Genomic DNA, 24,490 nt, shown 5'->3' with positions numbered 1-24,490 from the left:
TTCGCACACCCCGGAGCTGCGAGCAGTATAGCCGCTTCGTGCCGCGCGCGCAGCCCCGTTTTTTGCGCCGCGCTGGTGCTTACCCCAGTAGGCGCGCGCCAAGCAGCCTGCAACCATCGGGGCGCAGCAGCCCACGGGTGCGCCGCACCTGGCAGCCGCACTGCACGCCTGTCTATTTGAACAAGGAGACCTTCCGATGAATGTTCCTGCAATGCCCTCTTTGCGTTCTGCCCGGCCGCACCGGCGACGCGCGATTGCGGCCGCTGCCGCCGGCTGCGTGCTGGCCCTGTTCGCCCAAGGTGCGCTGGCGCAAGACAAGGTGCGGATCGGCTTCATCACCGACATGTCCAGCGTCTATGCCGATGTCGATGGCAAGGGCGGAGCGCTGGCCTTGCAGATGGCGATTGATGACTTTGGCGGCAAGCTGCTGGGCAAGCCGGTGGAGCTGATGGTGGCCGACCACCAGAACAAGGCCGACCTGGCCGCCTCCAAGGCACGCGAGTGGTTTGACCAGCGCGATATGCAGATGCTGGTGGGCGGCACCACCTCCAGCACCGGCCTGGCGATGGCCAAGGTGGCCGAGGAGAAAAAACGCCTCATCATCGTCAACGGCTCGGGCACCTCGGCGCTGACCAATGACCAGTGCAGCCCCTACACCGTGCACTATGCCTATGACACCGTAGCCCTGGCCAAGGGCACCGGCGGCGCCATTGTGGCGCTGGGCGACAAGGACTGGTTCTTTCTGACAGCCGACTACGCCTTTGGCCATGCGCTGGAGGCCGATACCACCAAGGTGATCAAGGCCGCAGGTGGCCGCGTGGTGGGCGCCGTGCGGCATCCGATCAATGCCTCGGATTTCTCATCCTTCCTGCTGCAGGCGCAAAACTCCAAGGCCCAGATTCTGGCGATGGCCAATGCCGGTGGCGACACCATCAACACTATCAAGGCCGCGCGCGAGTTTGGCGTGACCAAGACCATGAAGCTCGCCGGCATGCTGCTGTTCAGCTCGGACATCCACAGCCTGGGGCTCAAGCAGACCGAAGGCCTGATGTTCACCGACAGCTGGCACTGGGACCTGAACCCGGAAAGCCGCAAGTTCTCGGACCGCTTCTTCGAGAAGTTCAAGAAGATGCCCACCTCGCTGCAGGCGGCCGATTACTCGGCGATGATGACCTACCTAAAGACGGCCGACCGCATCAAGTCCACCGATTCGGACAAGGTGATGGCCGCGCTGAAGGCCGAGCCCCTGTCCGACTTCTATGCCAAGGGCGTTGTCCGCCCTGATGGCCGCTACGCCCATGAGATGTACCTGATGCAGGTCAAGGCCCCGGCCGAATCCAAAGGCGCCTGGGATTATTTCAAGGTACTCAAGACGCTCAGCCCCGACGAGGTCTGGACCACCAAGGCCGAATCCAGCTGCAAGCTCTGGAAGTAAGACCGCCCTCCGCGCCCTCCCCAAAAACAAAGACCCGCGCAATGCGGGTCTTTGACTTGGGCGGGTCTGCAAGCCTCCGCTATTTCTTATTGCGATCCATGAAGGCGATCAACTCGCCCATGATGCCGCGGCGGAACGCCAGCACGCAGATCACAAAAATCAGGCCGGTCACAATGGTCACCGACTCACCCAAGGTGTTGAACCACTCGACGCCGGTCAGGCGCGACAGCCAGGTACCGATATCGCCGATCTTGTTCTCCAGCGCGACGATCACAGCCGAGCCGACGATCGGGCCAGAGAGCAGGCCCAGGCCGCCCACCAAGGTCATCAGGATGACCTGGCCCGATGCCGTCCAGTGCACGTCGGTCAAGGTCGCAAAGCCCAGCACCACGGTCTTGAGCGAACCGGCCAGACCGGCCAGCGCAGCCGAGATGACAAAGGCCAGCAGCTTGAAGCGGTTGACGTCGTAGCCCAGCGAGATGGCACGCGGCTCGTTTTCCTTCAGGGCCTTGAGCACCTGGCCGAAAGGCGAATGCACGGTGCGCATGATCAGCAGGAAGGCCAGCACCACGATGGCCAGGGCCACGTAGTACATGGTCCAGTCGCTCTCCAGGCTCAGCACGCCAAACAGCTTGCCGCGCGGCACCGCTTGCAGGCCGTCCTCACCACCGGTAAAGGGCATTTGCAGGCAGGCAAAGAACAGCATCTGGGCGAGCGCCAAGGTGATCATCGAGAAATAAATCCCCTGGCGGCGAATGGCCAGCCAGCCAAACACCACACCCAGCAAGGCGCCGAACACCACGCCGAACAAAATACCCAGCTCCGGCGTCAGGTGCCAGACCTTGATCGCATGGCCGGTGACATAGGCCGCACCACCAAAGAAGGCGGCATGGCCAAAGGACAGCAGACCGGTGTAGCCCAGCAGCAGATTGAACGCACAGGCGAACAGTGCAAAGCACATCAGCTTCATCACGAACACAGGGTAGGCCCCCATGAACGGCGCAGCGATCATGCCGAGCAGCAGCAACCCATACCCCAGTTTGGCAAACTTCTTGGAATTCATCCCCTCACCTCACTTCGCTTTGCCAAACAGGCCAGCCGGGCGCACCAGCAGCACGATGACCATGATCACGAACACGACGGTGGCCGAGGCTTCTGGGTAGAAGACCTTGGTCAGCCCTTCGATCACGCCCAGTGCCAGACCGGTGACGATGGCGCCCATGATGGAGCCCATGCCACCGATCACCACCACCGCGAACACGGTGATGATCAGGTTCTGGCCCATCAGCGGCGTGACCTGGTAGACGGGCGCTGCCAGCACGCCGGCAAAGGCGGCCAGGCCCACGCCAAACGCATAGGTCAGCATGATCATCAGCGGCACGTTGACACCGAAAGCCTCGACCAGACGGGGGTTCTCGGTGCCGGCCCGCAGGTAGGCGCCCAGGCGGGTTTTCTCGATCACATACCAGGTGGCAAAGCAGACGATCAGCGAGGCCACCACCACCCACATGCGGTAGTTGGGCAGCAGCATCACGCCGACATTGGTAGCGCCTTCGAGCAGCTCGGGCGTGTCGTAGCCCAGGCCCGAGACACCGTAGATCGAGCGGAACACGCCCTCGATCAGCAGCGACAGACCCAAGGTCAGCAGCAGGCCGTAGAGGTGGTCGAGCTTGTAGATATGGCGCAGCAAAAAGCGCTCTATCAACACCCCGATAATGCCCACCAGAATCGGCGACAGCAGCAGCATCACCCAGTAATTGACCTGGAAGTAGGATGCCGCCATCCAGGTGAACATGGCCCCCAGCATGAACAAAGCGCCGTGGGCGAAATTGATCACGTTGAGCAGGCCAAAGATCACGGCCAATCCCAGACTGAGAATGGCATAGAACGAGCCATTGACCAGACCCAGCAGCAGCTGGCTCATCAAGGCCGGTAATGAGATACCAAAAATTTCCATGAAAAGCTCACGAGTCAGTGAATGAACACAACAGGCCTGGCGTCATGCCGCTGCTTTTGCGACCCGGGCCATCAGCGATGGCGGGCAGCTGCAGCCAGCAGCAAAGACGCAGGTTAGGTGTGAGCGGTGCTTACTTCCAGAGCGCGCACTTGGATTCGGCCTTGGTCGTCCAGACCTGGTCCGCAGGCAAGGTGGACAGAACCTTCAGGTAATCCCAGGGCTTCTTGGATTCGGCAGGCGACTTGGCTTCGACCAGGTACATGTCGTGCGCGTAGCGGCCATCGGGGCGGATCACGCCCTTGCCGTAGAAGTCGTTGAGCGGCGTGCTCTTCAGGTAGGCCATGACCTTGTCGGCATCGGTGGTCTTGACGGCTTCGACAGCCTTCAGGTAGTTCATCGTGGCCGAGTAGTCAGCGGCATGCAGATCGGTAGGCATGCGCTTGGTTTTGGCGAAGAACTTGTCGGCAAACTTGCGCGTGTCGTCGTTCAGATCCCAGTACCAGCTGGTGGTGTGCAGCAAGCCTTCGGTGTTCTTCAGGCCCATGCTGTGGATGTCGGACAGGAAGACCAGCAAGCCGGCGGTCTTCATGGTCTTGTTGATGCCGAACTCACGCGCGGCCTTGATGGCATTGATGGTGTCGCCGCCGGCATTGGCCAGACCCAGGATCTGGGCCTTGGAGCTTTGCGCCTGCAGCAGGAAGGACGAGAAGTCAGACGCGTTGAGCGGGTGGCGCACCGAGCCCAGCACCTGGCCGCCCTTGGCCTTGATGACGGCCGTGGTGTCCGCTTCCAGCGAGTGGCCGAATGCGTAGTCGGCCGTCAGAAAGAACCAGGACTTGCCGCCACGGTCCACCACCGCGCCGCCGGTGCCCTTGGCCAGCGCCACGGTGTCATAGGCATAGTGCACGGTATAGGGGCTGCATTGCTCATTGGTCAGTGCCGAGGAGCCCGCGCCGCTGTTGAAGTAGACGCGCTTTTTCTCTTGCGCCACCTTGGCAGCGGCCAGTGCGGTGCCGGAGTTGGTGCCGCCAAACAGCATGGTCACGCCTGCGGTATCGATCCACTCGCGCGCCTTGGAGGCAGCGATGTCGGCCTTGTTCTGGTGGTCGGCCGAGACCATCTCGATCGGCTGGCCCAGCACCTTGCCACCAAAGTCATCGATGGCCATCTGGATCGCGACTGCGCCGTTCTTGCCTTCCACATCGGCGTAGAGGCTGGACATGTCGGTGATGAAGCCGATCTTCACCTTTTCTTGTGCCTGGGCAGCGCCTGCGGACAGGGCGACCAAACATGCCACCTGGGCAATGGCTTTGAGCTTTGCTTTCATCTTGTCTCCTAAAAAATATCTGTTCTCAATACATGGCGGCAGTCTGCGCTGCGCCAGGGTTGCAAAAAAGTGGGAGGCTAAACCCCCAGCAAGGTGTTGAGCAAAGGCATCTTGCCTTCGAGCTCGTCGGCGCTGAACTGCTCGACGATCTGGCCGTGTTCCATCACATAGAGGCGGTCGGCCAGTGGCGCGGCAAAGCGGAAGTTCTGCTCGACCATCACCACGGTGTAGCCCTTGGCGCGCAGGCTCACGATCATGCGGGCCAGCGCCTGCACGATGACGGGGGCCAGGCCTTCAGAGATCTCATCGAGCAGCAGCAGCTTGGCGCCGGTGCGCAGAATGCGGGCCACGGCCAGCATCTGCTGCTCGCCGCCCGACAGGCGCGTGCCCTGGCTTTGGCGGCGCTCGGCCAGGTTGGGGAACATCTCGTAGATCTCTTCCACCGACATGCCGGCTGAGCCGGTTTTGAGGTCCGGCGGCAGCATCAGGTTCTCTTCGCAGGAGAGGCTGGCAAAGATGCCGCGCTCTTCCGGGCAGTAACCCAGGCCCAGATGCGCAATCTTGTGCGTGGGCATCTGGATGGTCTCGACGCCATGGATCTTGATCGAGCCCTTGCGCGCTCCGGTCAGGCCCATCACCGCACGCATCGTCGATGTGCGGCCCGCGCCATTGCGGCCCAGCAAGGTCACCACCTCGCCCGGCATCACGCGCATGTTCACGCCATGCAGCACGTGCGACTCGCCATACCAGGCGTGCAGATCGCTGATCTCCAGTGCAGGCACTCCGTTTTTCTCATTCATGTCAGTGCGCTCCCTGCAGCTGGCCGTCGGTGGTTCCCATATACGCTTCCATCACCTGGGGGTTCTGCGACACCGTCTGGTAGTCGCCCTCGGCCAGGATCGCGCCGCGCTGCAGCACCGTGATGCGGTCTGCAATCGTCGAGATGACCTTCATGTTGTGCTCGACCATCAAGATGGTGCGGCCAGCCGAGACCTTCTTGATCAGCTGGGTGACGCGCTCGACGTCCTCGTGGCCCATGCCCTGCGTGGGCTCATCGAGCAGCATCAGCTCGGGCTCCATCGCCAAGGTGGTGGCAATCTCGAGCGCACGCTTTTGGCCATAAGGCAGGTTCAAGGTGATCTCGTCGGCCAGGTGCGCCAGGCCCACCTCTTCGAGCAAGGCCACGGCGCGGCCATTGAGCTTGTCCAGGGTGCGCTCGCTGCTCCAGAAGTGGAAGGACGTGCCCAGCTTGCGCTGCAAGGCGATGCGCACGTTCTCCATCAGGCTCAGGTGCGGGAACACCGCCGAGATCTGGAAGGAGCGGATCACCCCCCGGCGGGCAATCTGCGCCGGCTCTTCACTGGTGATGTCCGTGCCGTTGAAATGGATGATGCCCTTGGTGGGCGTCAGAAACTTGGTCAGCAGGTTGAAGCATGTCGTCTTGCCGGCCCCATTGGGGCCGATCAGCGCATGGATCGAGCCCCGCTGCACCGACAGGTTGACATTGCTGACTGCTGTGAATCCCCGAAACTCCTTGGTGAGATCTCGGGTTTGAAGAATGACATCACTCATGGGCACCGCACCGCTTCGCTGGAAAAAAGTGCGACGCCATTTCCTGGATGGAAATATACGTCGCTTCGATGCTGCCAATACTAGGAAAGAATACTGCAACGCAACACTGGGGAAAGCCTGTAGGTGAGGCTGCGTACGCGTTAACCCGTGGGCTTTATGCGCTCACTTTTTGATAGTCACCTGAGGGACAAGTGGTCGTCTTTTTGTCATCAAAATCAAGCACGGGCGACAATGCAAAGGCCCTGCCCCAACCCATTCATACGCGCTGTGCATCATCGGCGCTGCAGCATGCCAGCCAGGCGGGCTGCTGCCAAGGCGACAGATAAAGCCTATTGCAGGCGGTGCTTGCTCGCTTCGGGCAGCAGCAAGGGCAGCACATCGATGCCCTCATCGACCAAAGCGCGCTGCTCCTCGGGGGTGGCAGTGCCCCGGATCGGGCGGGCATCGACCTCGCCCTCATGCATCTGCCGGGCCAGGTCGGCAAAGCCGCTGCCTACATCGTCGGTGTTGGCTACGATCTGGCGCGACAGCTCCAGCCAGGCCTGTTGCAGGCGCCGGGCATCGCTGAGCGGGCTATGAGGGGCCTGGGATGGCGAGGACGCAGCCGGCGCGCTACCAGGCTGTGCAGGGGCTGCGCTGGATGAAGGTTGCGCAGCAGGCGCCGCTGGGGCCAGGGAATTGGATTTGCGCGCCAGATGCGGCGTGCTCAGGCCTTTGACGATCTCGTGCGAGTTGCACATCGGGCAGCTGAGCCAGCCCTGGCTTTGTTGCTGCTCGAACGCGGCGTCCGAGGCGAACCAGCCCTCAAAGATATGGCCCAAGGGGCAGCGCAGGTTGAAGACCTTCACAGGCTCACCCCGCTCGGCTCACCTTGCGCAGCAGGTACTGGTAGGCAAAACCGGGGAAGGCAAAGGTCAGGAACAAGGTGCCGGTGACCGCATAGAACTCCCAGCCCTGGCTGCTGCGCTGGCCGGCACGGCCTTCGAGCAGCATCGCAAAGGCCCCGATGAGGAAGTACAGCACGACGAGCTCGACCAGGCGGATCCACAGGGCCTTGCCGGCACTGCTGCCGTCATGGCACAGGGGCCCAGCAGCCAGGATGCGTTGGTTCAGAAACGGCAGATTGGCCGCAACAAAGCCCGCCACGATCACCAACCAGATGGATGCAGTGATAGACATGCGGGCTTTGTCAGGCTCGGTTGCCGAGCCGCTTAGCTGGCGAGTGCGCGCAGCACGGCGTCAGAGCACAGCTTCATCAGACCGCCGGGCATGATGCCCAGGATCAGCACCAGCGCGCCATTGACGACCAGCACGGCACGCACGTCCAGCGGTGCATGCACCTTGGCGGCGGTGATGGGCTTGTCGAAGTACATGACCTTGACCACGCGCAGGTAGTAGAAGGCGCCGATCAGCGACATGATCACCGCGAACACCGCCAGCGCAATGTACAGGCCACTGCCCGATGCGACCAGCGCCTGCAGCACGGCCAGCTTCGAGTAGAAGCCCACCAGCGGAGGAATACCGGCCATCGAGAACAGGCAGATTGCCATCACGCCAGCGTACAGCGGGCTGCGCTGGTTCAGACCGGCAAAGTCGGCGATCTCTTCGCTCTCGAAGCCTTCACGGGCCAGCAGCAGCACCACACCGAACGTGGCCAGGGTGGTCAGCACATAGCTCACGACGTAGAACATCGAGGCGCTGTAGGCGTTGCCAGCGGTGGCCGCTTCGACATTGCCATTGACCACGCCGGACATCAGACCCAGCAGCACAAAGCCCATTTGGGAGATCGTCGAGTAGGCCAGCATGCGCTTGATATTGGTCTGTGCAATAGCGGCCAGGTTACCGATCAGCAGCGAGAGGATGGCCAGCACGGCCAGCATCTGTTGCCAGTCAAAGGCCAGCGGCAGCAGGCCGTCCACCAGCAGGCGGATCACGATCGCGAAAGCTGCCAGCTTGGGCGCGCCGCCCACGATCATCGTGATGGCCGTGGGTGCGCCTTGGTAGACGTCAGGCACCCACATGTGGAAAGGCACCACACCCAGCTTGAAGGCCAGGCCAGCAACCACAAACACCAGACCAAACACCAGCACCTGGTGGCGGATCAGGCCGGAGTTCACCGCCTTGAACACTTCACCGATATCGAGCGAGCCGGTGGCGCCGTAGATCATCGACAGGCCGTACAGCAGGAAACCCGAGGCCATCGCACCCAGCACAAAGTACTTCATGCCCGCTTCCACCGCCGCGGTGTTGTCACGGCGCAGGCAGACCAGCGCGTAGCTCGACAGGGTCAGCAGCTCCAGGCCCAGGTAGATGATCAGGAAGTTGTTGCCCGAGATCATCACGTTCATGCCCAGCAGCGCGAGCAGCGACAGGATGAAATACTCACCGCCCTTGAGCATGCCACGGTCACGCGAGTAACCACGGCCATACACCAGGGTCACAGCCATCGCGATGGCCGCAGCGCACTTGAGCCAGTTGCCCATGGCGTCGGAGACGACCATGTTGCCAAAGGCGTAGAAGGTATTGCCATTGCTGGCATAGATACCGGTGATCACCGCCACGACCACCAGGGTCAGCAGCGACAGAATGTAGGTGAGCGTGCGCCCTGCGCTCTTGACGCCCAGGTCCACGATGGTGATGACGCAGGCCATCACCAACAGCACGATTTCAGGATAGATAGCCAGCCAGCTGATGTTATCAATCATCTCAAGTCTCTCAATTCTGTCCGACCATCACAGCTTGGACGCAGCGACATGCTTGAGCAGGTCGGCCACCGAGGCACCCATCACATCGGTGAACGGCGCAGGGTAGACACCCATGATCAGCACGGCAGCAGCCAAGATGCCCAGGATTAGGAATTCGCGGCAACCGATGTCCTTGAGCTCGCGCACATGGTCATTGGTCACTGGGCCGAAGTACACGCGCTTGTACATCCACAGCGTGTAGGCAGCGCCCAGAATCAGCGCGGTGGCCGACAGCACACCAATCCAGAAGTTGAACTTGGTGGCGCCCAGGATCACCATCCACTCACCGATGAAACCGGCGGTGCCTGGCAGGCCGCAGTTGGCCATCGCAAACAGCAGTGCAAAGGCGGCGAACTTGGGCATGGTGTTGACCACGCCGCCGTAGGCAGCGATATCACGCGAATGCACGCGGTCGTACAGCACACCGATACACAGGAACATTGCGCCCGACACAAAGCCGTGGGCAATCATCTGCATCAGGCCACCCATGACACCGATGTCATTGAAGATGAAGAAGCCCAGGGTCACAAAGCCCATGTGTGCGACGGACGAATAAGCCACGAGCTTCTTCATGTCCTTCTGCACAATCGCCACCAGACCCACATAGATCACAGCCACCAGCGACAGCGCGATGATGAGCCAGGCCCATTCGTGCGACGCATCAGGTGCGATGGGCATCGAGAACCGCAGGAAACCATAGGCACCGAGCTTCAGCATGATCGCGGCCAGCACGGCAGAACCACCGGTAGGCGCTTCGACGTGAACGTCGGGCAGCCAGGTGTGGACCGGGAACATCGGCACCTTCACGGCAAACGCAGCGAAGAAGGCAAAGAAGATCAAGGTCTGCTCGGTCATCGTCAGCGGCAGCTGGTGCCAGGCCAGAATCTCGAAGCTACCGGCCTTGGTGTACAGGTACAGCAGCGCGATCAAGGTCAGCAGAGAACCCATCAGCGTGTACAGGAAGAACTTGAACGCTGCGTAGATGCGGTTCGGGCCGCCCCAGATACCGATGATCAGGTACATCGGGATCAGCGTGGCTTCAAAGAACACGTAGAACAGCAGACCGTCCAGTGCCGAGAACACACCGATCATCAGACCCGACAGGATCAGGAACGCGCCCATGTACTGGTTCACGCGCTCGGTGATCGACTCCCAGGACGCCAGCACCACGATCACCGTGATGAAGGCAGTCAGCGGCACAAACCAGAAGGAGATGCCATCGACGCCCAGGTAGTAGTTGATACCAAAGCGTGGAATCCAGGACGCCTTCTCGACGAACTGCATCGCCGACGTACCCAGCTGGAAGCCGGTGTACAGCGGCAAGGTGACCAAGAGGCCTATCAGCGCACCGACCAGTGCGATCCAGCGCACCATCTTGGCCTGCTCCTGCTTGCCAAAGGCCAGCAGGACCGTACCAAAGACGATGGGCGTCCAAATTGCAAGACTCAACAATCCCATTTTTCTTCTTCCTTACTTGTTGAGCAGCACGAAGTACGTCATGGCCAGGAAGATACCCAGAATCATGACCAATGCGTAGTGGTACACATAACCCGTCTGCAGCCAGCGCACCAGGGCGGAGATGCGGCCCACCAGCTTCCAGGAACCGTTGACGAGCAGGCCGTCGATCAGGCCTTGGTCGCCCACCTTCCAGAACACGCCACCCAGCACGCGCGAGCCGCGGGCGAAGATGTTTTCATAGACCCAGTCCACACCGTACTTGCCTTCCAGTGCCTGGTACAGGCCGACCTTCTCGCTCATGCGCTTGATGGCGGCAGGAATCTCGGGCTTGACCATGTAGAACACATAGGAGGTCACCACACCGGCCAGCGCCAGCCAGAACGGCGCAGCGGTGAAGCCATGCAGTGCCATCGGGATCCAGCCGTGGATCTTCTCGGCCAGCTCGGCCATCGCGCCGTGCTTGCTGCCATCGACATAGATGACGCCCTTGAAGAAGTCACCGAACAGCATCGGCATCAGCGCAATCGCACCGATCACCACCGAAGGAATCGCCAGCAGCACCAGCGGCAGGGTCACCACCCATGGCGACTCATGCGGCTTGGCATCGTGGCCATGGCCGTGGTGGTCATCGTGGGCGTGGTGATCGTCATGGTGGGCATCGGGGTTCTGGTCGTAGCGCTCTTTACCGTGGAACACGATGAAGTACAGGCGGAACGAGTAGAACGCAGTGATGAACACGCCAGCGAGCACGGCAAAGTTGGCAAAGCCGGCGGCAGGCAGGTTGGAGGCGTGCACTGCTTCGATGATCGCGTCCTTCGAGTAGAAGCCCGAGAAGAACGGCGTACCGATCAGTGCCAGGTTACCCAGCAGGAAGGTGATCCAGGTGATGGGCATGTACTTGCGCACGCCACCCATCCAGCGGATGTCCTGGTTGTGGTGCATGCCCATGATGACCGAGCCCGCGCCGAGGAACAGCAGTGCCTTGAAGAACGCGTGCGTCATCAGGTGGAACACCGACACCGAGTAGGCCGACACGCCCAGTGCGATGGTCATGTAACCCAGCTGCGATAGCGTGGAGTACGCGATCACGCGCTTGATGTCGTTCTGGATGATGCCCAGGATACCCATGAACAGCGCGGTGATCGAGCCAATCACGAGGATGAAGTTCAGGGCTGCGTCAGACAGCTCATAGAGCGGCGACATGCGCGAGACCATGAAGATACCGGCGGTCACCATGGTGGCCGCGTGGATCAGTGCCGAGATGGGGGTAGGACCTTCCATCGAATCGGGCAGCCAGGCGTGCAGCGGGAACTGGGCCGACTTGCCCATCGCACCGATGAACAGGCAGATGCAGATCACCGTCATCAACGACCAGGTCGAGCCCGGCAAGGTCATGCCGCTCAGCTCATTGGTCTTGGCGAAGATTTCGGTGTAGTTCAGGGTGCCGGTGTAGGCAGCGATCAGGCCGATGCCCAGGATGAAGCCGAAGTCACCGACACGGTTGACCACGAAGGCCTTCATGTTGGCGAAGATCGCGGTTTCCTTCTTGAAGTAGAAACCGATCAGCAGGTACGACACCAGGCCCACCGCTTCCCAGCCGAAGAACAGCTGCAGCAGGTTGTTGCTCATCACCAGCATCAGCATGGAGAAGGTGAACAGCGAGATGTACGAGAAGAAACGGTCATAGCCGTCGTCTTCCGCCATGTAGCCCATGGTGTAGATGTGCACCATCAGCGACACAAAGGTCACCACGCACATCATCATCGCGGTGATGGAGTCGATCATGAAACCGATCTCCATCTTCAGCGACCCGACGGTCATCCAGGTGTAGAGCGTCTGGTTGAAGGTCGCGCCTTCAAACACCACGCTCTGGAACGTCATCGCAGAGATGACGAAGGCAATGAACACACCCAGGATGGTGAGCGTGCGGCTGCCAACGCGGCCGATGCGGTTGCCGCCCAGGGCGGTACCGAAAATGCCTGCCAGCAAAGATCCTGCCAGGGGCGCCAGAGGCACCGCCAACAGTGTTGAAGCAGAAAGGGTTTGACTCATTCTTCTTAACCTTGCAAGTATTGGTGCCTCAACCCTTCAGGGAGTTGAGATCTTCCGCATCGATGGTGGACTTGTTACGGAACAGCAACACCAAGATTGCCAAACCAATTGCCGACTCCGCCGCCGCAACGGTCAGGATGAAGAACACGAAAATCTGGCCGTGCATGTCTCCCAGGTAGTGGGAGAAGGCGACAAAGTTCGTGTTCACTGCCAGCAGCATCAACTCGATGGCCATCAGCAGCACAATCAGGTTGCGACGGTTCAAGAAGATACCGACCACGGACAGCGCGAACAGCATCGCGCCCAACGTCAGAAAATGACCCAGAGTGAGCGTCATACCTTCTTCTCCTCGACCTCAGCGGCAGGCTGCACCACAGGGGCAGCGGGCTTGCTCGCTTCGACTTTGACCAATTGCAGGCGATCCGAAGCACGCACGCGCACTTGCAGCGATGCATCGATGGCCTTGGAATCCTTGCGCTGGCGCAGGGTCAGGGCAATCGCGGCAATCATCGCCACCAGCAAGATGACCGCAGCCACTTGCACAGGGAACAGATACTCGGTGTAGAGCATGGTGCCCAGCGCCTTGACGTTGCTGTAAGGCACCACCTTGCCGGCCGCATCCACCACCGCAGGAATGGCCTTGGGCGCGTCGATGGCGCTGAAGCCGCCGATCAGCACCACGCCCATCTCGAACGCGACGATGGCAAAGATCACTGCAGCGAGCGGGAAGTTCTTCCAGAAGCTCTTGCGCAGCTGGTCGATGCGGATATCCAGCATCATCACCACGAAGAGGAACAACACCATCACGGCGCCCAGGTAGACCATCACCAGCACGATGGCCAGGAACTCAGCCTTGAGCAGCAACCAGATACCGGCCGCCTGAGAAAACGCCAACATCAGGTGCAGCACAGCGTGCACCGGATTTGGAGCAGTAACCACTCGGAATGCCGCATACAGCAGCACTACCGAGAACAGATAGAAAAAACCAGTTGTGACATCCATGTGGGGCTCTTTTCGATCAGTCTCCAAGTGCCGCGTTAGCGGTACTTTGCGTCCGCAGCCTTGGCTGCAGCAATTTCAGGTTCGTAACGGTCACCCACGGCCAGCAGCATTTCCTTGGTGAAGTACAGGTCGCCGCGCTTTTCTCCGTGGTATTCCAGAATCTGGGTTTCCACGATGGAGTCAACGGGGCAGCTTTCTTCACAGAAGCCACAGAAAATGCACTTGGTCAGATCGATGTCATAACGGGTGGTGCGGCGCGAGCCGTCATCACGCACATCGGACTCGATCGTGATCGCCATCGCAGGGCAGACGGCTTCGCACAGCTTGCAGGCAATGCAACGCTCTTCGCCGTTTTCGTAGCGGCGCAGCGCGTGCAGGCCACGGAAGCGGGGCGACAGCGGCGTCTTCTCTTCAGGGAACTGGACCGTGATCTTGCGCGCAAACGTGTAGCGGCCGGTCAGGGCCATGCCCTTCATCAATTCCCAGAGCATGAAGCTCTTGAAGAAATCCTTCACCGAGAAAGAGCGGGGAGAAACTGCAGTAGTCATGTTGTATTCCTCCGCTTATTTCCAGATGTTCCATGGCGACAGCAACCAGCCGCCGACAAAGACCAGGTACACCAGGGTGACGGGGATGAAGATCTTCCAGCCCAGACGCATGATCTGGTCATAGCGGAAACGTGGGAAAGTAGCGCGGATCCAGATGAACATCGACACCACGAGGAAGGTCTTGGCAGCCAGCCAGATCCAGCCTGGGATGAAGGACAGGAAATCGAACGGTGGCAACCAGCCGCCCATGAACATGATCACGGCCAGGATGGACACCAGCCACATGCTCGCGTACTCGGCCAGGAAGAACACGGCAAAGCCCATGCCCGAATACTCCACCATGTGACCGGCCACGATTTCCGCTTCGCCTTCGACGACGTCGAAGGGGTGGCGGTTGGTCTCAGCCACGGCCGAGATCAGGTAGACGATGAACATCGGGAACAGTGGCAGCCAGTTCCACGACAGGATGCTGGCACCCGACGATGCCATCATGCCCTTGCCCTGGGCCAGCACGATCTCGGTCAGGTTCATGCTGCCGGTGACCATGATCACCACCAGGAAGCAGAAGCCCATTGCGATTTCATAGCTCACCATCTGGGCCGATGCGCGCAGCGCGCCCAGGAAAGCGTACTTGGAGTTCGATGCCCAGCCGGCGATGATCACGCCATAGACTTCGATCGACGTAATCGCCATCACCAGCAGCAGGCCCACATTCACATTGGCCAGCGCCACGTCAGGGCCGAAGGGGATGACCACCCAGGCTGCCAGCGCAGGCATGATGGCCATGATCGGGCCCAGGCGGTAGAGGCCCGAGCTTGCCGCCGTCGGCGTGATGATTTCCTTGGTCATCAGCTTGAGGCCGTCGGCCAGAGGCTGGAGCAGACCAAAAGGGCCGACCCGGTTGGGGCCGTAACGCACTTGCATGAAGCCCAGAAGCTTGCGCTCCCACAGCGTCAGGTAAGCTACCGCGCCCATCAAAGGCAAGACGATGCACAGGATCTTGATCAGGTTCCAGATCACAGGCCAGACCAGGGTCGCCCACCACTCTGCTGCGATCAGGGTCAGACCGCCGTTGTAGATTGCGTCGATCATGCTGCCACCACCTCCGAGGATTGGCGGGCATCCGCCGTCATTTGCAACGACGGCGCGCGACGCACGATGCCATCGAGTTGGTAGATGCTGGCCACCACCGGCTCCTGGCCTGCAGGTGCCGACACGGCCATGTTGGTCTTGGTGCTGTTGGACAGCAGCTCGGCAGGCACCTGGCCTTGCGAGCCGGTGGCCACGGCCAGCACGTCCTGCGACGAATCAAAGGCCATGCCTGCGACATCCAGCAGATTGCCCAGCACGCGCAGCACCTTCCAGCCCGGACGGGTATCGCCCAGTGGCTTGACCACGGCGTGGAAGCTCTGCACACGGCCTTCGGCATTCACGAACGAGCCCGAGGTCTCGGTGAATGGCGCGATCGGCAGCAGCACATCGGCGATGTCCATGTTGGCCTTGAACGGGCTCAGGCTCACCACCATCTCGCAGCCTTGCAGCGCCTGGCTGCCAGCGGCTGTGTCGAATGCGGGTTCGCAGTTCAGCAAGATGGCCGCCTTGACGCCACCGGCGAGCATCTCGCCAGCGTGCATGCCATGGGCCTGGGGCACAGCACCCACCCATTGCGCGCCCACGGTGTTGGCCGCTTCGGTCAGGAAGCCCACGGTGGCACCGGTCTGCGCGCCAATCCAGTTGGCGATCGACAGCAAGGTGCTCGCTTGTGCATGGTGCGCGACGGCATTGCCCAGCAGGATGGCCTTTTGCTCGCCGTTTTGCAGCGCGCGGGCAATCTCGATGGACTCGGGCGTCACGGTACCGGCGTTGTTCGGCGCTTCCACACCCTTGGACTGGGCGAGGGCCGCTGCCACGGAGGACAGCGCATAGGCCCACTGCGCAGCAGGTGTGATCACCTGGTGGGCCAGCGGAATCGCCAGATCAAAAGCCTTGGACTGGATCGCGGTCACCACCGCACCCTTGCGGGCGGCCTGGCGGATACGCTGGGCAAACAGCGGATGCTCCTTGCGCACGTTCGAGCCCACGATCAAGGCCGTGTTCAGGTCCGACAGCGAGGCGATCGAGCGGCCCAGCCAGCGCACGCCTTCTGCCTTGGCAAAATCGGCGTTGCGCAGGCGGTAGTCCACATTCTGGCTGCCCAGCGAGCGCACCAGCTCACCGGCCAGGAACAGCTCTTCGAGCGTGCTGTGCGGGCTGACCAGCGCACCCACGCCGCTGGCGCCATGGTCGCGTTGCACGCTCTTGATGCCATTGGCCACGTATTCCAGCGCAGCTTGCCAGCTCACTTCGAGCCACTGGCCGCCTTGCTTGATCATCGGCGCGGTCAGGCGCTCTTCACCGTTGAGCGCTTCGTAGGAGAAGCGGTCACGGTCGGCAATCCAGCATTCGTTGACGGCGTCGTTCTCGAACGGCACCACGCGCATCACCTTGTTGTTCTTGACCTGAACGATCAAGTTGGCACCGGTGGAGTCATGGGGCGAGACCGACTTGCGGCGCGACAGCTCCCAGGTACGGGCGCTGTAGCGGAAAGGCTTGCTCGTGAGCGCACCCACGGGGCAGATGTCGATCATGTTGCCCGACAGCTCCGAGTCCACCGTATCGCCCACCACCGTGGTGATCTCGGCATGCTCGCCGCGGTTGACCATGCCCAGCTCCATGATGCCCGAGACTTCTTGACCGAAGCGCACGCAGCGGGTGCAGTGGATGCAACGGCTCATCTCTTCCATCGAGATCAGCGGGCCCACGTTCTTGTGGAAGACCACGCGCTTTTCTTCTTCGTAGCGCGAGCTGCTGGCACCGTAGCCCACAGCCAAGTCCTGCAACTGGCATTCACCGCCCTGGTCGCAGATCGGGCAATCCAGCGGGTGGTTGATGAGTAGGAACTCCATCACCGATTGCTGGGCCTTGACCGCCTTGTCCGAGGTAGTGCGCACAATCATGCCCTGCGTCACGGGCGTGGCGCAGGCAGGCATCGCCTTGGGCGCCTTCTCGACGTCCACCAGGCACATACGGCAGTTCGCCGCGATCGACAGTTTCTTGTGGTAGCAGAAGTGAGGGATGTACTTGCCCGCCGCATCGGCCGCGTGCATGACCATGCTGCCTTCCGCGACCTCGACCTTCTGACCGTCTATTTCAATTTCAACCATATGCTCACTCGCGATCAGGAAGAAGCAGCGGTCTGCTTTTCAGCAGCGTTGATCTTTGCTTCGAATTCATGGCGGAAATGCTTGATCATTGCGCGCACCGGCATCGCTGCCGCATCGCCCAATGCGCAAATCGTGCGCCCCATGATGTTGCCGGCTACCGAGTCCAGCTTGTCCAGATCCTCGGCGCGGCCGTGGCCGTGCTGGATGCGGTCGACCATGCGCCACAGCCAGCCCGTGCCTTCGCGGCAAGGGGTGCACTGTCCGCAGGACTCGTGCTGGTAGAAGTAGGACAGGCGCAGCAGGCTCTCGACCATGTCGCGCGAGTCGTCCATCACGATGACGGCGCCCGAGCCCAGCATCGAGCCGGCCTTGGAGATGGAGTCATAGTCCATCGTGCAGGCCATCATGATGTCCGCTGGCAGCACAGGGGCCGACGATCCGCCAGGGATCACGGCCTTGAGCTTGCGGCCGGTGCGCACACCGCCGGCGAGCTCCAGCAAGGTGGAGAACGGCGTACCCATTGGCACTTCGTAGTTGCCGGGCTTGTTCACGTCACCGCTGACCGAGAAGATCTTGGTGCCGCCGTTGTTGGGCTTGCCGCATTCCAGGTAGGCCTGGCCACCGTTGCGGATGATCCAGGGAACGGCCGCAAAGGTTTCGGTGTTGTTGATCGTCGTGGGCTTGCCATACAGACCAAAGCTGGCCGGGAATGGCGGCTTGAAGCGGGGCTGGCCCTTCTTGCCTTCGAGCGATTCGAGCAAGGCGGTTTCTTCGCCGCAGATGTAGGCGCCAAAACCATGGTGCGCATGCAGCTCGAAGCTGAAGCTGCTGCCCAGGATGTTGTCACCCAGGTAGCCTGCCGCACGCGCCTCTTCCAGCGCCGCTTCAAAGCGTTCGTAGACTTGGAAGATTTCGCCGTGGATGTAGTTGTAGCCCAGCGAGATGCCCATGGCATACGCGGCGATGGCCATGCCTTCGATCACGATGTGCGGGTTGAACATCAGGATGTCGCGGTCCTTGCAGGTGCCAGGCTCGCCCTCGTCCGAATTGCACACCAGGTGCTTTTGGCCGGGGAAGTTGCGGGGCATGAAGCTCCACTTCAGACCGGTGGGGAAGCCAGCGCCGCCGCGGCCGCGCAGGCCCGACTCTTTCATCGTGGCAATGACCTGGTCCTGGGTCAGACCCTCGCCACCGTCCTTGCCCAGCAGCTTGCGCAGGGCCTGGTAGCCGCCGCGTGCCTCGTAGTCTTTGATCGACCAGTTCGTGCCATCCAGACCTGCATAGATCTGGGGTTCGATATGGCGGTCGTGGAAGCAGGTTTCCACGCCGGTGGCCTGGAACTGCGACAGAATTTGAGCGGCTGTCGTCACTTGGTGTCCTCCGCTGCGCGCAAGCCGGTCATCAGCTGGTCCAGCTTTTCGTTGTCCATGAAGCTGCACATGTGGCGGTCATTGACCAGCAGCACCGGTGCATCGGCGCAGGCGCCCAGGCATTCCGATTGCTCGATGGTGAACACGCCATCGGCGGTGGTATCACCCATCTTGATGCCCAGCTTGTCTTCCAGGTGCTTGAGCGCCTCGCGGCCGCGACGCAGTTGGCAAGGCAGGTTGGTGCACACGCTCAACTTGTACTTGCCCACCGGGTGCTGGTTGTACATGTTGTAGAAGGTGGTCACTTCATGCACGGCGATCTCGGGCATCTCCAGGAACTCGGCGATCACCGCCTCGCTCTCCTGGCTCACCCAGCCCTGCTCCTGCTGCACGATAGACAGGCAAGCCATCACGGCCGACTGCTTCTGCTCTGCCGGATACTTGGCAACTTCGCGGGCAAAGCGTGCTTTTGTTGCTTCGGTAATCATCGGTCAACGTCTCCAAACACGATGTCCAAGGTGCTCAGCACCATCACGGCATCGGCCAGCATGTGGCCACGGCTCATTTCGTCGAGCGCCGAGAGATGCACAAATCCTGGTGGACGAATCTTCAGGCGGTAAGGCTTGTTGGCACCATCGCTGATCAGGTAGATGCCAAACTCGCCCTTGGGGTGCTCCACCGATGCATAAGCCTCGCCCTCGGGCACTTTGAAGCCTTCGGTGAACAGCTTGAAGTGGTGGATCAGCTCTTCCATGTTGGACTTCATGGCTTCGCGATCGGGAGGCGCCACCTTGTGGTTGCCCGTGATGACCGGACCGGGGTTGGCACGCAGCCAGTCCACGCACTGCTTGATGATGCGGTTGGACTCGCGCATCTCGGCGATGCGCACCAGATAGCGGTCATAGCAGTCGCCGGTCTTGCCCACGGGGATGTCGAAATCCATGCGGTCATAGACTTCGTAGGGCTGCGACTTGCGCATATCCCAGGCCAGGCCCGAGCCGCGCAGCATCGGGCCGGTCAGGCCCAGGTTCATCGCGCGGTCGATGTCAACCACGCCGATGCCCACATTGCGCTGCTTCCAGATGCGGTTGTCGGTCAGCAGGGTTTCGTATTCATCCACGCACTTGGGGAAGCGCGCCGTGAAGTCATCGATGAAGTCGATGAGCGAACCTTGGCGGTTGCTGTTCATCTGCTCGATGGCCTTGGCATTGCGCACCTTGCTGGCCTTGTACTGCGGCATGCTCTCTGGCAGGTCGCGGTACACGCCACCCGGACGGAAGTACGCCGCGTGCATGCGCGCGCCGGAGACGGCTTCGTACATGTCCATCAGGTCTTCACGTTCGCGGAAGGCGTAGATCAGAATGGTCGAGCTGCCGCCGTCATTGCCCGAGGAGCCCAGCCACATCAGGTGGTTCATGATGCGGGTGATCTCGGAATACATCACGCGGATGTATTGCGCGCGGATCGGCACTTCCAGGCCCAGCAGCTTTTCGATAGCCAGGCAGTAGGCGTGCTCGTTGCTCATCATCGAGCAGTAATCCAGGCGGTCCATATAGGGCAGCGACTGGATGAAGGTCTTGCTCTCCGCCAGTTTCTCGGTGGCGCGGTGCAGCAGGCCGATATGCGGGTCTGCACGTTGCACCACTTCACCATCGAGCTCCAGCACCAAACGCAGCACGCCGTGTGCTGCAGGATGCTGGGGACCGAAGTTGAGTGTGTAGTTTTTGATTTCAGCCATGGTTCTTCATCGTGAGGTCAGAGCGCCTCAGTGCAGGCCTCCGTAATGGTCTTCACGAATAATGCGGGGCGTGATCTCGCGCTGCTCGATCGTCACCGGTTCGTAGATCACGCGTGCCTGCTCGGCGTCGTAGCGCATCTCCACATGGCCCGTCAGCGGGAAATCCTTGCGGAAGGGGTGACCGATAAAGCCGTAATCGGTCAGGATGCGGCGCAGGTCGTCATGGCCTTCAAAGACAATGCCGAACAGGTCAAAAGCTTCGCGCTCAAGCCAGTTGGCCGAAGCCCAGAGCTGGCTGAGGGTGTCGAGCACCGGGAAATCGTCGTCCTGACAGAACACGCGCACACGCAGGCGCTGGTTCAGGCTGATCGACAACAGGTGCGAGACCACGGCAAAACGTGGGCCATCGGTGCCCACGTCCTTGTATGCGGAGTAATCCACGCCGCACAGGTCCATCAGCATCTCGAACTTGCATTCGGGCGCATCGCGCAGCAGCTGCATGGCTTGCAGGTAGTTCGAGGCCGAGACCTCCACGGTCACTTCACCCAGCGCCAGGGTCACCGAGCGTGCCTTGTCGCCCAGCACGCGGGCGATGGTCTCTTGCAGCACGCTAGGCTGTATCAGTTCTACACTCATTCCAACTCCTAGGCGCGCGCGATCGTGTGGGTGCGGCGGATTTTTTGCTGCAGCTGGATGATGCCGTAGATCAGCGCTTCTGCCGTGGGCGGGCAGCCTGGCACATACACATCCACCGGCACAATGCGGTCGCAACCGCGCACCACCGAGTAGCTGTAGTGGTAGTAACCACCACCGTTGGCGCAGGATCCCATCGAGATCACCCAACGCGGCTCGGCCATCTGGTCGTACACCTTGCGCATGGCCGGGGCCATCTTGTTGCACAAGGTGCCAGCCACAATCATCAAGTCAGCCTGGCGCGGGCTGGCACGGAAGACTTCGGCGCCGAAGCGGCCAATGTCGTAACGCGCAGCGGCCGCGTGCATCATCTCGACGGCGCAGCATGCCAAACCAAACGTCATGGGCCAGATCGACCCGGTCTTAGCCCAGTTCACCACCGAGTCGTAGCTCGTGGTGACAAAGCCTTTCTCCAACACACCTTCAATCATCGTGTACCTTTTTGATTTCCGGTTATTCCCAGGTCAGCGCGCCCTTTTTCCATTCATAGGCGAAACCCACCACCAGAATGGCCAAGAACACGAGAACCGCGATAAAACCAGGCATTCCCACTTCATGCAGCGAAACCGCCCATGGGAAGAGGAACGCAATTTCCAAGTCGAAGAGAATGAAAAGAATGGCGACGAGGTAGTAGCGCACATCGAATTTCATGCGCGCGTCTTCAAAGGCCTCAAAGCCGCATTCGTAAGGGGAGTTTTTCGCCGCGTTCGGGCGATTGGGTCCGAGGATGTAGCCTATGACCAGTGGGCCAAGGCCAACGCCTGCTCCCACCAGGATAAACAAAAGGACCGGGAGGTATTGTTCGAGGCTCATCTTGATGTCTACTCACCGCAGGAGCCAACCCAGGTAAGCACAAGACGCGACCCAGGCAGGCCTTTTATTGTGTTGGTGCCGTCGGCGAGACTCGAACTCGCACAGCTTTCGCCACTACCCCCTCAAGATAGCGTGTCTACCAATTTCACCACGACGGCTGATTTGACTTGTCTGGCAAGCACCGATTGCTTTTGAAACAATCTGCTCACCAGACAGACTCAGATTCTACTCTGTAAAAACCCTGACTTCAGGGATTCTTTTCAAATAGTTGAGTTATTTGCCAGCAGGCTGTGCTGGCTCAGCCGCTGCGGCCGGTGCAGCAGCAGGCACGGAAGCATCGGCAGCAGCGCCAGCGGCAGGCACCGAGGCATCCGCACCAGCGGCGGGTGCCGCAGGGGCTGCAGCAGGTGCAGGGGTCGACGCCGGAGGAATGGTCGCATCCACTGGGGCGCTCGACTGCGGGATCGTCGCAGCAGGGCCTTCGAGCACACTACCGGCCGAGGTCGGACGGGCATTGCCCAGGTAGGCCAGCGCCAAGGTTGCGGCAAAGAACACCGCCGCCAGCACGCCGGTGCTGCGCGAGAGGAAGTTGGCGCTACCGGAAGCACCGAACAGGCTGCCCGCGCTGCTGCCGCTGCCAAAGGCAGCACCCGCATCGGCACCCTTGCCATGCTGCACCAGCACCAGGCCAATCATGACCAGTGCTGCCAGCATTTGAATCGTCAACAGAATCGTTACCATCATCTACCCTTTTATCAAACTTGGTCGTCGCCAGCAGCCGCTTGCCCTCAAGCAGCTGCAGCAATAATTTTCAGAAAATCCTGGGCCTTCAGCGAAGCGCCACCGATCAGTCCACCATCAATATCGGGCTGGGCGAGCAGCTGCTCGGCATTGCCCGCATTCATGCTGCCACCATACAGCACCGGCACCTTGGCAGCCTGCGTGCTGGCCGCTGCCAGTTGCGCGCGCAATACAGCATGCACGGCCTGCGCCTGCTCGGGGCTGGCCGTCTTGCCCGTGCCAATGGCCCAGACCGGCTCATAAGCCACGACGATTTCGCTCACACAAGCACCCACCGCATGGATCACCGCTGCCAGCTGGCGCTTGACCACCGCTTCGGTCTGGCCGGCTTCGCGCTCGGCCAGGGTCTCGCCCACGCAGACAATCGGCGTGATGCCGGCAGCCAAGGCCTTTTGCGCCTTGGTCGCCACCAGCGCATCGGTTTCGCCGTGGTACTGGCGGCGCTCGGAGTGGCCGACCAGCGCATAGCGCACCGCAAAGTCACGCAGCATGGGTGCCGACACCTCGCCGGTGTAGGCACCGCCATCGTGCGCCGACACATCCTGCGCGGCCAGCGCAATGGCCGAGCCCTGCAGCAAAGACTGCACCTGGCCCACATAGACAGCAGGCACGGCCACGGCCACATCGCAGCCCGGTTGACCCAGGCCTTGCAGCAACTCGCCCAGCAAGGCTTCGTTGGCAGCCAGGCTGCCGTTCATCTTCCAGTTTCCAGCAATCAGTTTTTTCACAATTGATCCCAGGTCAGCACGATCTTGCCGATATGTTGGTTGGATTCCATCAGCGCATGGGCCTGACTGGCGTGTGCGGCCGGGAATTGGCTGTGGATGATGGGGCGCACCTTGCCCGCTGCCAGCAATGGCCAGACCTTGGCCTGCAAAGCCTGGGCAATCGCCGCCTTGAAGGCCACAGGACGCGGACGCAGGGTCGAGCCGGTAATCTGCAGACGGCGGCGCAGCACCAAGCCGGCATTGAACTCGGCCTTGATGCCCCCTTGCACGGCAATGATGACCAGGCGGCCATCTTCGGCCAGCGCCTCGACCTCGCGGGCCACATAGTCGCCCGCCACCATGTCCAAAATCACATCCACACCCTTGCCAGCGGTGATGCGCGCCACTTCGGCGACAAAATCCTGGCTGCGGTAGTTGATGGCCTCGTCAGCACCCAAGGCCAGGCAAGCCTGGCATTTCTCATCAGAGCCTGCGGTCACGATCACCTTGGCACCAAAGGCCTTGGCCAGCTGGATCGCCGTCACACCAATGCCGCTGCTGCCGCCCTGGATCAACAAGGTCTCACCGGGCTGCAACGCACCCCGGTCAAACACATTGCTCCAGACCGTGAAGAAGGTCTCGGGCAGGCAAGCGGCCTCGACATCCGACAAGCCCTCGGGCACCGGCAGGCACTGGGCCACGGGAGCCACGCAGTACTCGGCATAGCCACCACCGGCCACCAGCGCGCATACGCGGTCACCCAGCTTGAGACCCTGCTCGGCCATGGCCGCCGTGTCTCCCGCCACCACCACACCGGCCACTTCCAGACCTGGCAGGTCCGAAGCACCCGGAGGCGGTGCGTAATAGCCCTTGCGCTGGATCACATCGGGGCGGTTCACACCACTGGCGACCACGCGAATGCACAGCTCGCCCTGCCCCGCCTGCGGCACAGAACGCTCTCCCAGCTTCAACACCTGCGGATCACCAAAGGCGGTGATCTCGACTGCACGCATCTTGTCCACGCTTGTTTCCTCAGCCAATCACAATCAGCACACGCTTTTCAGCAGAAA

At 61.1% G+C, this 24,490-nt stretch carries 25 protein-coding genes and 1 tRNA gene; 1 reads left to right on the top strand and 25 read right to left on the bottom strand.

The genetic code is table 11. The features are described 5' to 3' along the window. Positions 1-211 precede the first annotated feature (211 nt). On the top strand, positions 212-1,435 hold the full coding sequence (locus WH367_RS21390; protein WP_339537644.1) for an ABC transporter substrate-binding protein: 1,224 nt from the start codon (positions 212-214) through the stop codon (positions 1,433-1,435). A 79-nt stretch (positions 1,436-1,514) separates the two neighbouring features. Here the strand turns inward: WH367_RS21390 and WH367_RS21385 are convergent, their stop codons facing one another. From WH367_RS21385 to WH367_RS21265, 25 genes are all read right to left on the bottom strand, one after another. Then, a complete protein-coding gene (locus WH367_RS21385) occupies positions 1,515-2,498 on the bottom strand; it encodes a branched-chain amino acid ABC transporter permease (protein WP_339537592.1) in 984 nt (327 codons plus the stop codon). A gap of 9 nt (positions 2,499-2,507) precedes the next feature. Continuing rightward, positions 2,508-3,392, bottom strand: coding sequence for a branched-chain amino acid ABC transporter permease (locus tag WH367_RS21380; RefSeq protein ID WP_021028576.1), 885 nt, complete (start codon positions 3,390-3,392; stop codon positions 2,508-2,510). Positions 3,393-3,522: 130 nt separating this feature from the next. Next, a complete protein-coding gene (locus WH367_RS21375) occupies positions 3,523-4,719 on the bottom strand; it encodes an ABC transporter substrate-binding protein (RefSeq protein WP_339537591.1) in 1,197 nt (398 codons plus the stop codon). A 77-nt stretch (positions 4,720-4,796) separates the two neighbouring features. Then, positions 4,797-5,519, bottom strand: coding sequence for an ABC transporter ATP-binding protein (locus WH367_RS21370; RefSeq protein ID WP_021028574.1), 723 nt, complete (start codon positions 5,517-5,519; stop codon positions 4,797-4,799). Position 5,520: 1 nt separating this feature from the next. Next, positions 5,521-6,291: an ABC transporter ATP-binding protein gene (locus WH367_RS21365; RefSeq protein WP_021028573.1), complete on the bottom strand. Its 771-nt coding sequence runs from the start codon at positions 6,289-6,291 to the stop codon at positions 5,521-5,523. A 329-nt stretch (positions 6,292-6,620) separates the two neighbouring features. After that, entirely contained in the window at positions 6,621-7,139 is a 519-nt protein-coding gene (locus WH367_RS21360; protein WP_339537590.1) for a DUF1178 family protein, read from the bottom strand. A gap of 4 nt (positions 7,140-7,143) precedes the next feature. After that, positions 7,144-7,470 (bottom strand): DUF2818 family protein, encoded by a 327-nt coding sequence (locus WH367_RS21355; RefSeq protein ID WP_027011294.1) that lies wholly within the window; start codon positions 7,468-7,470, stop codon positions 7,144-7,146. 32 nt (positions 7,471-7,502) lie between these two features. Next, entirely contained in the window at positions 7,503-8,996 is a 1,494-nt protein-coding gene (gene nuoN / locus WH367_RS21350; protein ID WP_021028570.1) for an NADH-quinone oxidoreductase subunit NuoN, read from the bottom strand. 27 nt (positions 8,997-9,023) lie between these two features. Beyond that, positions 9,024-10,493: an NADH-quinone oxidoreductase subunit M gene (locus tag WH367_RS21345; protein WP_312986898.1), complete on the bottom strand. Its 1,470-nt coding sequence runs from the start codon at positions 10,491-10,493 to the stop codon at positions 9,024-9,026. A gap of 12 nt (positions 10,494-10,505) precedes the next feature. Then, the gene (nuoL, locus tag WH367_RS21340; protein WP_021028568.1) at positions 10,506-12,545 is read right to left on the bottom strand and encodes an NADH-quinone oxidoreductase subunit L; all 2,040 of its coding nucleotides are present in this window, start codon (positions 12,543-12,545) and stop codon (positions 10,506-10,508) included. A 28-nt stretch (positions 12,546-12,573) separates the two neighbouring features. Then, positions 12,574-12,882, bottom strand: a complete 309-nt coding sequence (gene nuoK / locus WH367_RS21335) for an NADH-quinone oxidoreductase subunit NuoK (protein WP_021028567.1) — start codon at positions 12,880-12,882, stop codon at positions 12,574-12,576. Continuing rightward, the gene (locus WH367_RS21330) at positions 12,879-13,547 is read right to left on the bottom strand and encodes an NADH-quinone oxidoreductase subunit J (protein WP_021028566.1); all 669 of its coding nucleotides are present in this window, start codon (positions 13,545-13,547) and stop codon (positions 12,879-12,881) included. The genes nuoK and WH367_RS21330 overlap by 4 nt, the downstream gene beginning before the upstream one ends. A gap of 35 nt (positions 13,548-13,582) precedes the next feature. Beyond that, positions 13,583-14,095 (bottom strand): NADH-quinone oxidoreductase subunit NuoI, encoded by a 513-nt coding sequence (nuoI, locus tag WH367_RS21325; RefSeq protein WP_021028565.1) that lies wholly within the window; start codon positions 14,093-14,095, stop codon positions 13,583-13,585. Positions 14,096-14,110: 15 nt separating this feature from the next. Beyond that, positions 14,111-15,187: an NADH-quinone oxidoreductase subunit NuoH gene (nuoH, locus tag WH367_RS21320; protein WP_339537589.1), complete on the bottom strand. Its 1,077-nt coding sequence runs from the start codon at positions 15,185-15,187 to the stop codon at positions 14,111-14,113. Continuing rightward, the gene (gene nuoG, locus WH367_RS21315; RefSeq protein WP_339537588.1) at positions 15,184-17,298 is read right to left on the bottom strand and encodes an NADH-quinone oxidoreductase subunit NuoG; all 2,115 of its coding nucleotides are present in this window, start codon (positions 17,296-17,298) and stop codon (positions 15,184-15,186) included. The genes nuoH and nuoG overlap by 4 nt, the downstream gene beginning before the upstream one ends. A gap of 14 nt (positions 17,299-17,312) precedes the next feature. Further along, on the bottom strand, positions 17,313-18,668 hold the full coding sequence (gene nuoF / locus WH367_RS21310) for an NADH-quinone oxidoreductase subunit NuoF (RefSeq protein WP_021028562.1): 1,356 nt from the start codon (positions 18,666-18,668) through the stop codon (positions 17,313-17,315). Continuing rightward, positions 18,665-19,156 carry an NADH-quinone oxidoreductase subunit NuoE gene (gene nuoE / locus WH367_RS21305; RefSeq protein ID WP_021028561.1) on the bottom strand — a complete coding sequence of 164 codons (492 nt, stop codon included), beginning with the start codon at positions 19,154-19,156 and terminating at the stop codon, positions 18,665-18,667. Before nuoE ends, nuoF begins: the two co-directional genes overlap by 4 nt. After that, on the bottom strand, positions 19,153-20,406 hold the full coding sequence (locus WH367_RS21300; RefSeq protein ID WP_312986895.1) for an NADH-quinone oxidoreductase subunit D: 1,254 nt from the start codon (positions 20,404-20,406) through the stop codon (positions 19,153-19,155). The genes nuoE and WH367_RS21300 overlap by 4 nt, the downstream gene beginning before the upstream one ends. 27 nt (positions 20,407-20,433) lie before the next feature. Next, positions 20,434-21,042: an NADH-quinone oxidoreductase subunit C gene (locus tag WH367_RS21295; protein ID WP_021028559.1), complete on the bottom strand. Its 609-nt coding sequence runs from the start codon at positions 21,040-21,042 to the stop codon at positions 20,434-20,436. Positions 21,043-21,050: 8 nt separating this feature from the next. Continuing rightward, positions 21,051-21,530 carry a NuoB/complex I 20 kDa subunit family protein gene (locus WH367_RS21290; protein WP_021028558.1) on the bottom strand — a complete coding sequence of 160 codons (480 nt, stop codon included), beginning with the start codon at positions 21,528-21,530 and terminating at the stop codon, positions 21,051-21,053. A gap of 22 nt (positions 21,531-21,552) precedes the next feature. Further along, positions 21,553-21,912, bottom strand: coding sequence for an NADH-quinone oxidoreductase subunit A (locus tag WH367_RS21285; protein WP_021028557.1), 360 nt, complete (start codon positions 21,910-21,912; stop codon positions 21,553-21,555). Positions 21,913-21,985: 73 nt separating this feature from the next. Beyond that, a tRNA-Leu gene (locus WH367_RS21280) sits at positions 21,986-22,070 on the bottom strand. A gap of 115 nt (positions 22,071-22,185) precedes the next feature. Then, positions 22,186-22,653, bottom strand: a complete 468-nt coding sequence (secG, locus tag WH367_RS21275) for a preprotein translocase subunit SecG (protein WP_339537643.1) — start codon at positions 22,651-22,653, stop codon at positions 22,186-22,188. Positions 22,654-22,700: 47 nt separating this feature from the next. Beyond that, complete coding sequence (tpiA, locus tag WH367_RS21270) at positions 22,701-23,444, bottom strand: triose-phosphate isomerase (RefSeq protein ID WP_339537642.1); 744 nt, start codon at positions 23,442-23,444, stop codon at positions 22,701-22,703. After that, positions 23,438-24,433: an NAD(P)H-quinone oxidoreductase gene (locus WH367_RS21265; RefSeq protein ID WP_339537641.1), complete on the bottom strand. Its 996-nt coding sequence runs from the start codon at positions 24,431-24,433 to the stop codon at positions 23,438-23,440. The genes tpiA and WH367_RS21265 overlap by 7 nt, the downstream gene beginning before the upstream one ends. Between the last annotated feature and the right edge of the window lie 57 nt (positions 24,434-24,490).

The sequence above is a fragment of the Comamonas sp. MYb21 genome, from assembly GCF_037479395.1.
Classification (GTDB): domain Bacteria; phylum Pseudomonadota; class Gammaproteobacteria; order Burkholderiales; family Burkholderiaceae_C; genus Comamonas.
Note: the sequence above shows the minus strand (reverse complement) of the source record. Positions and strands in the feature narration are given on the sequence as shown.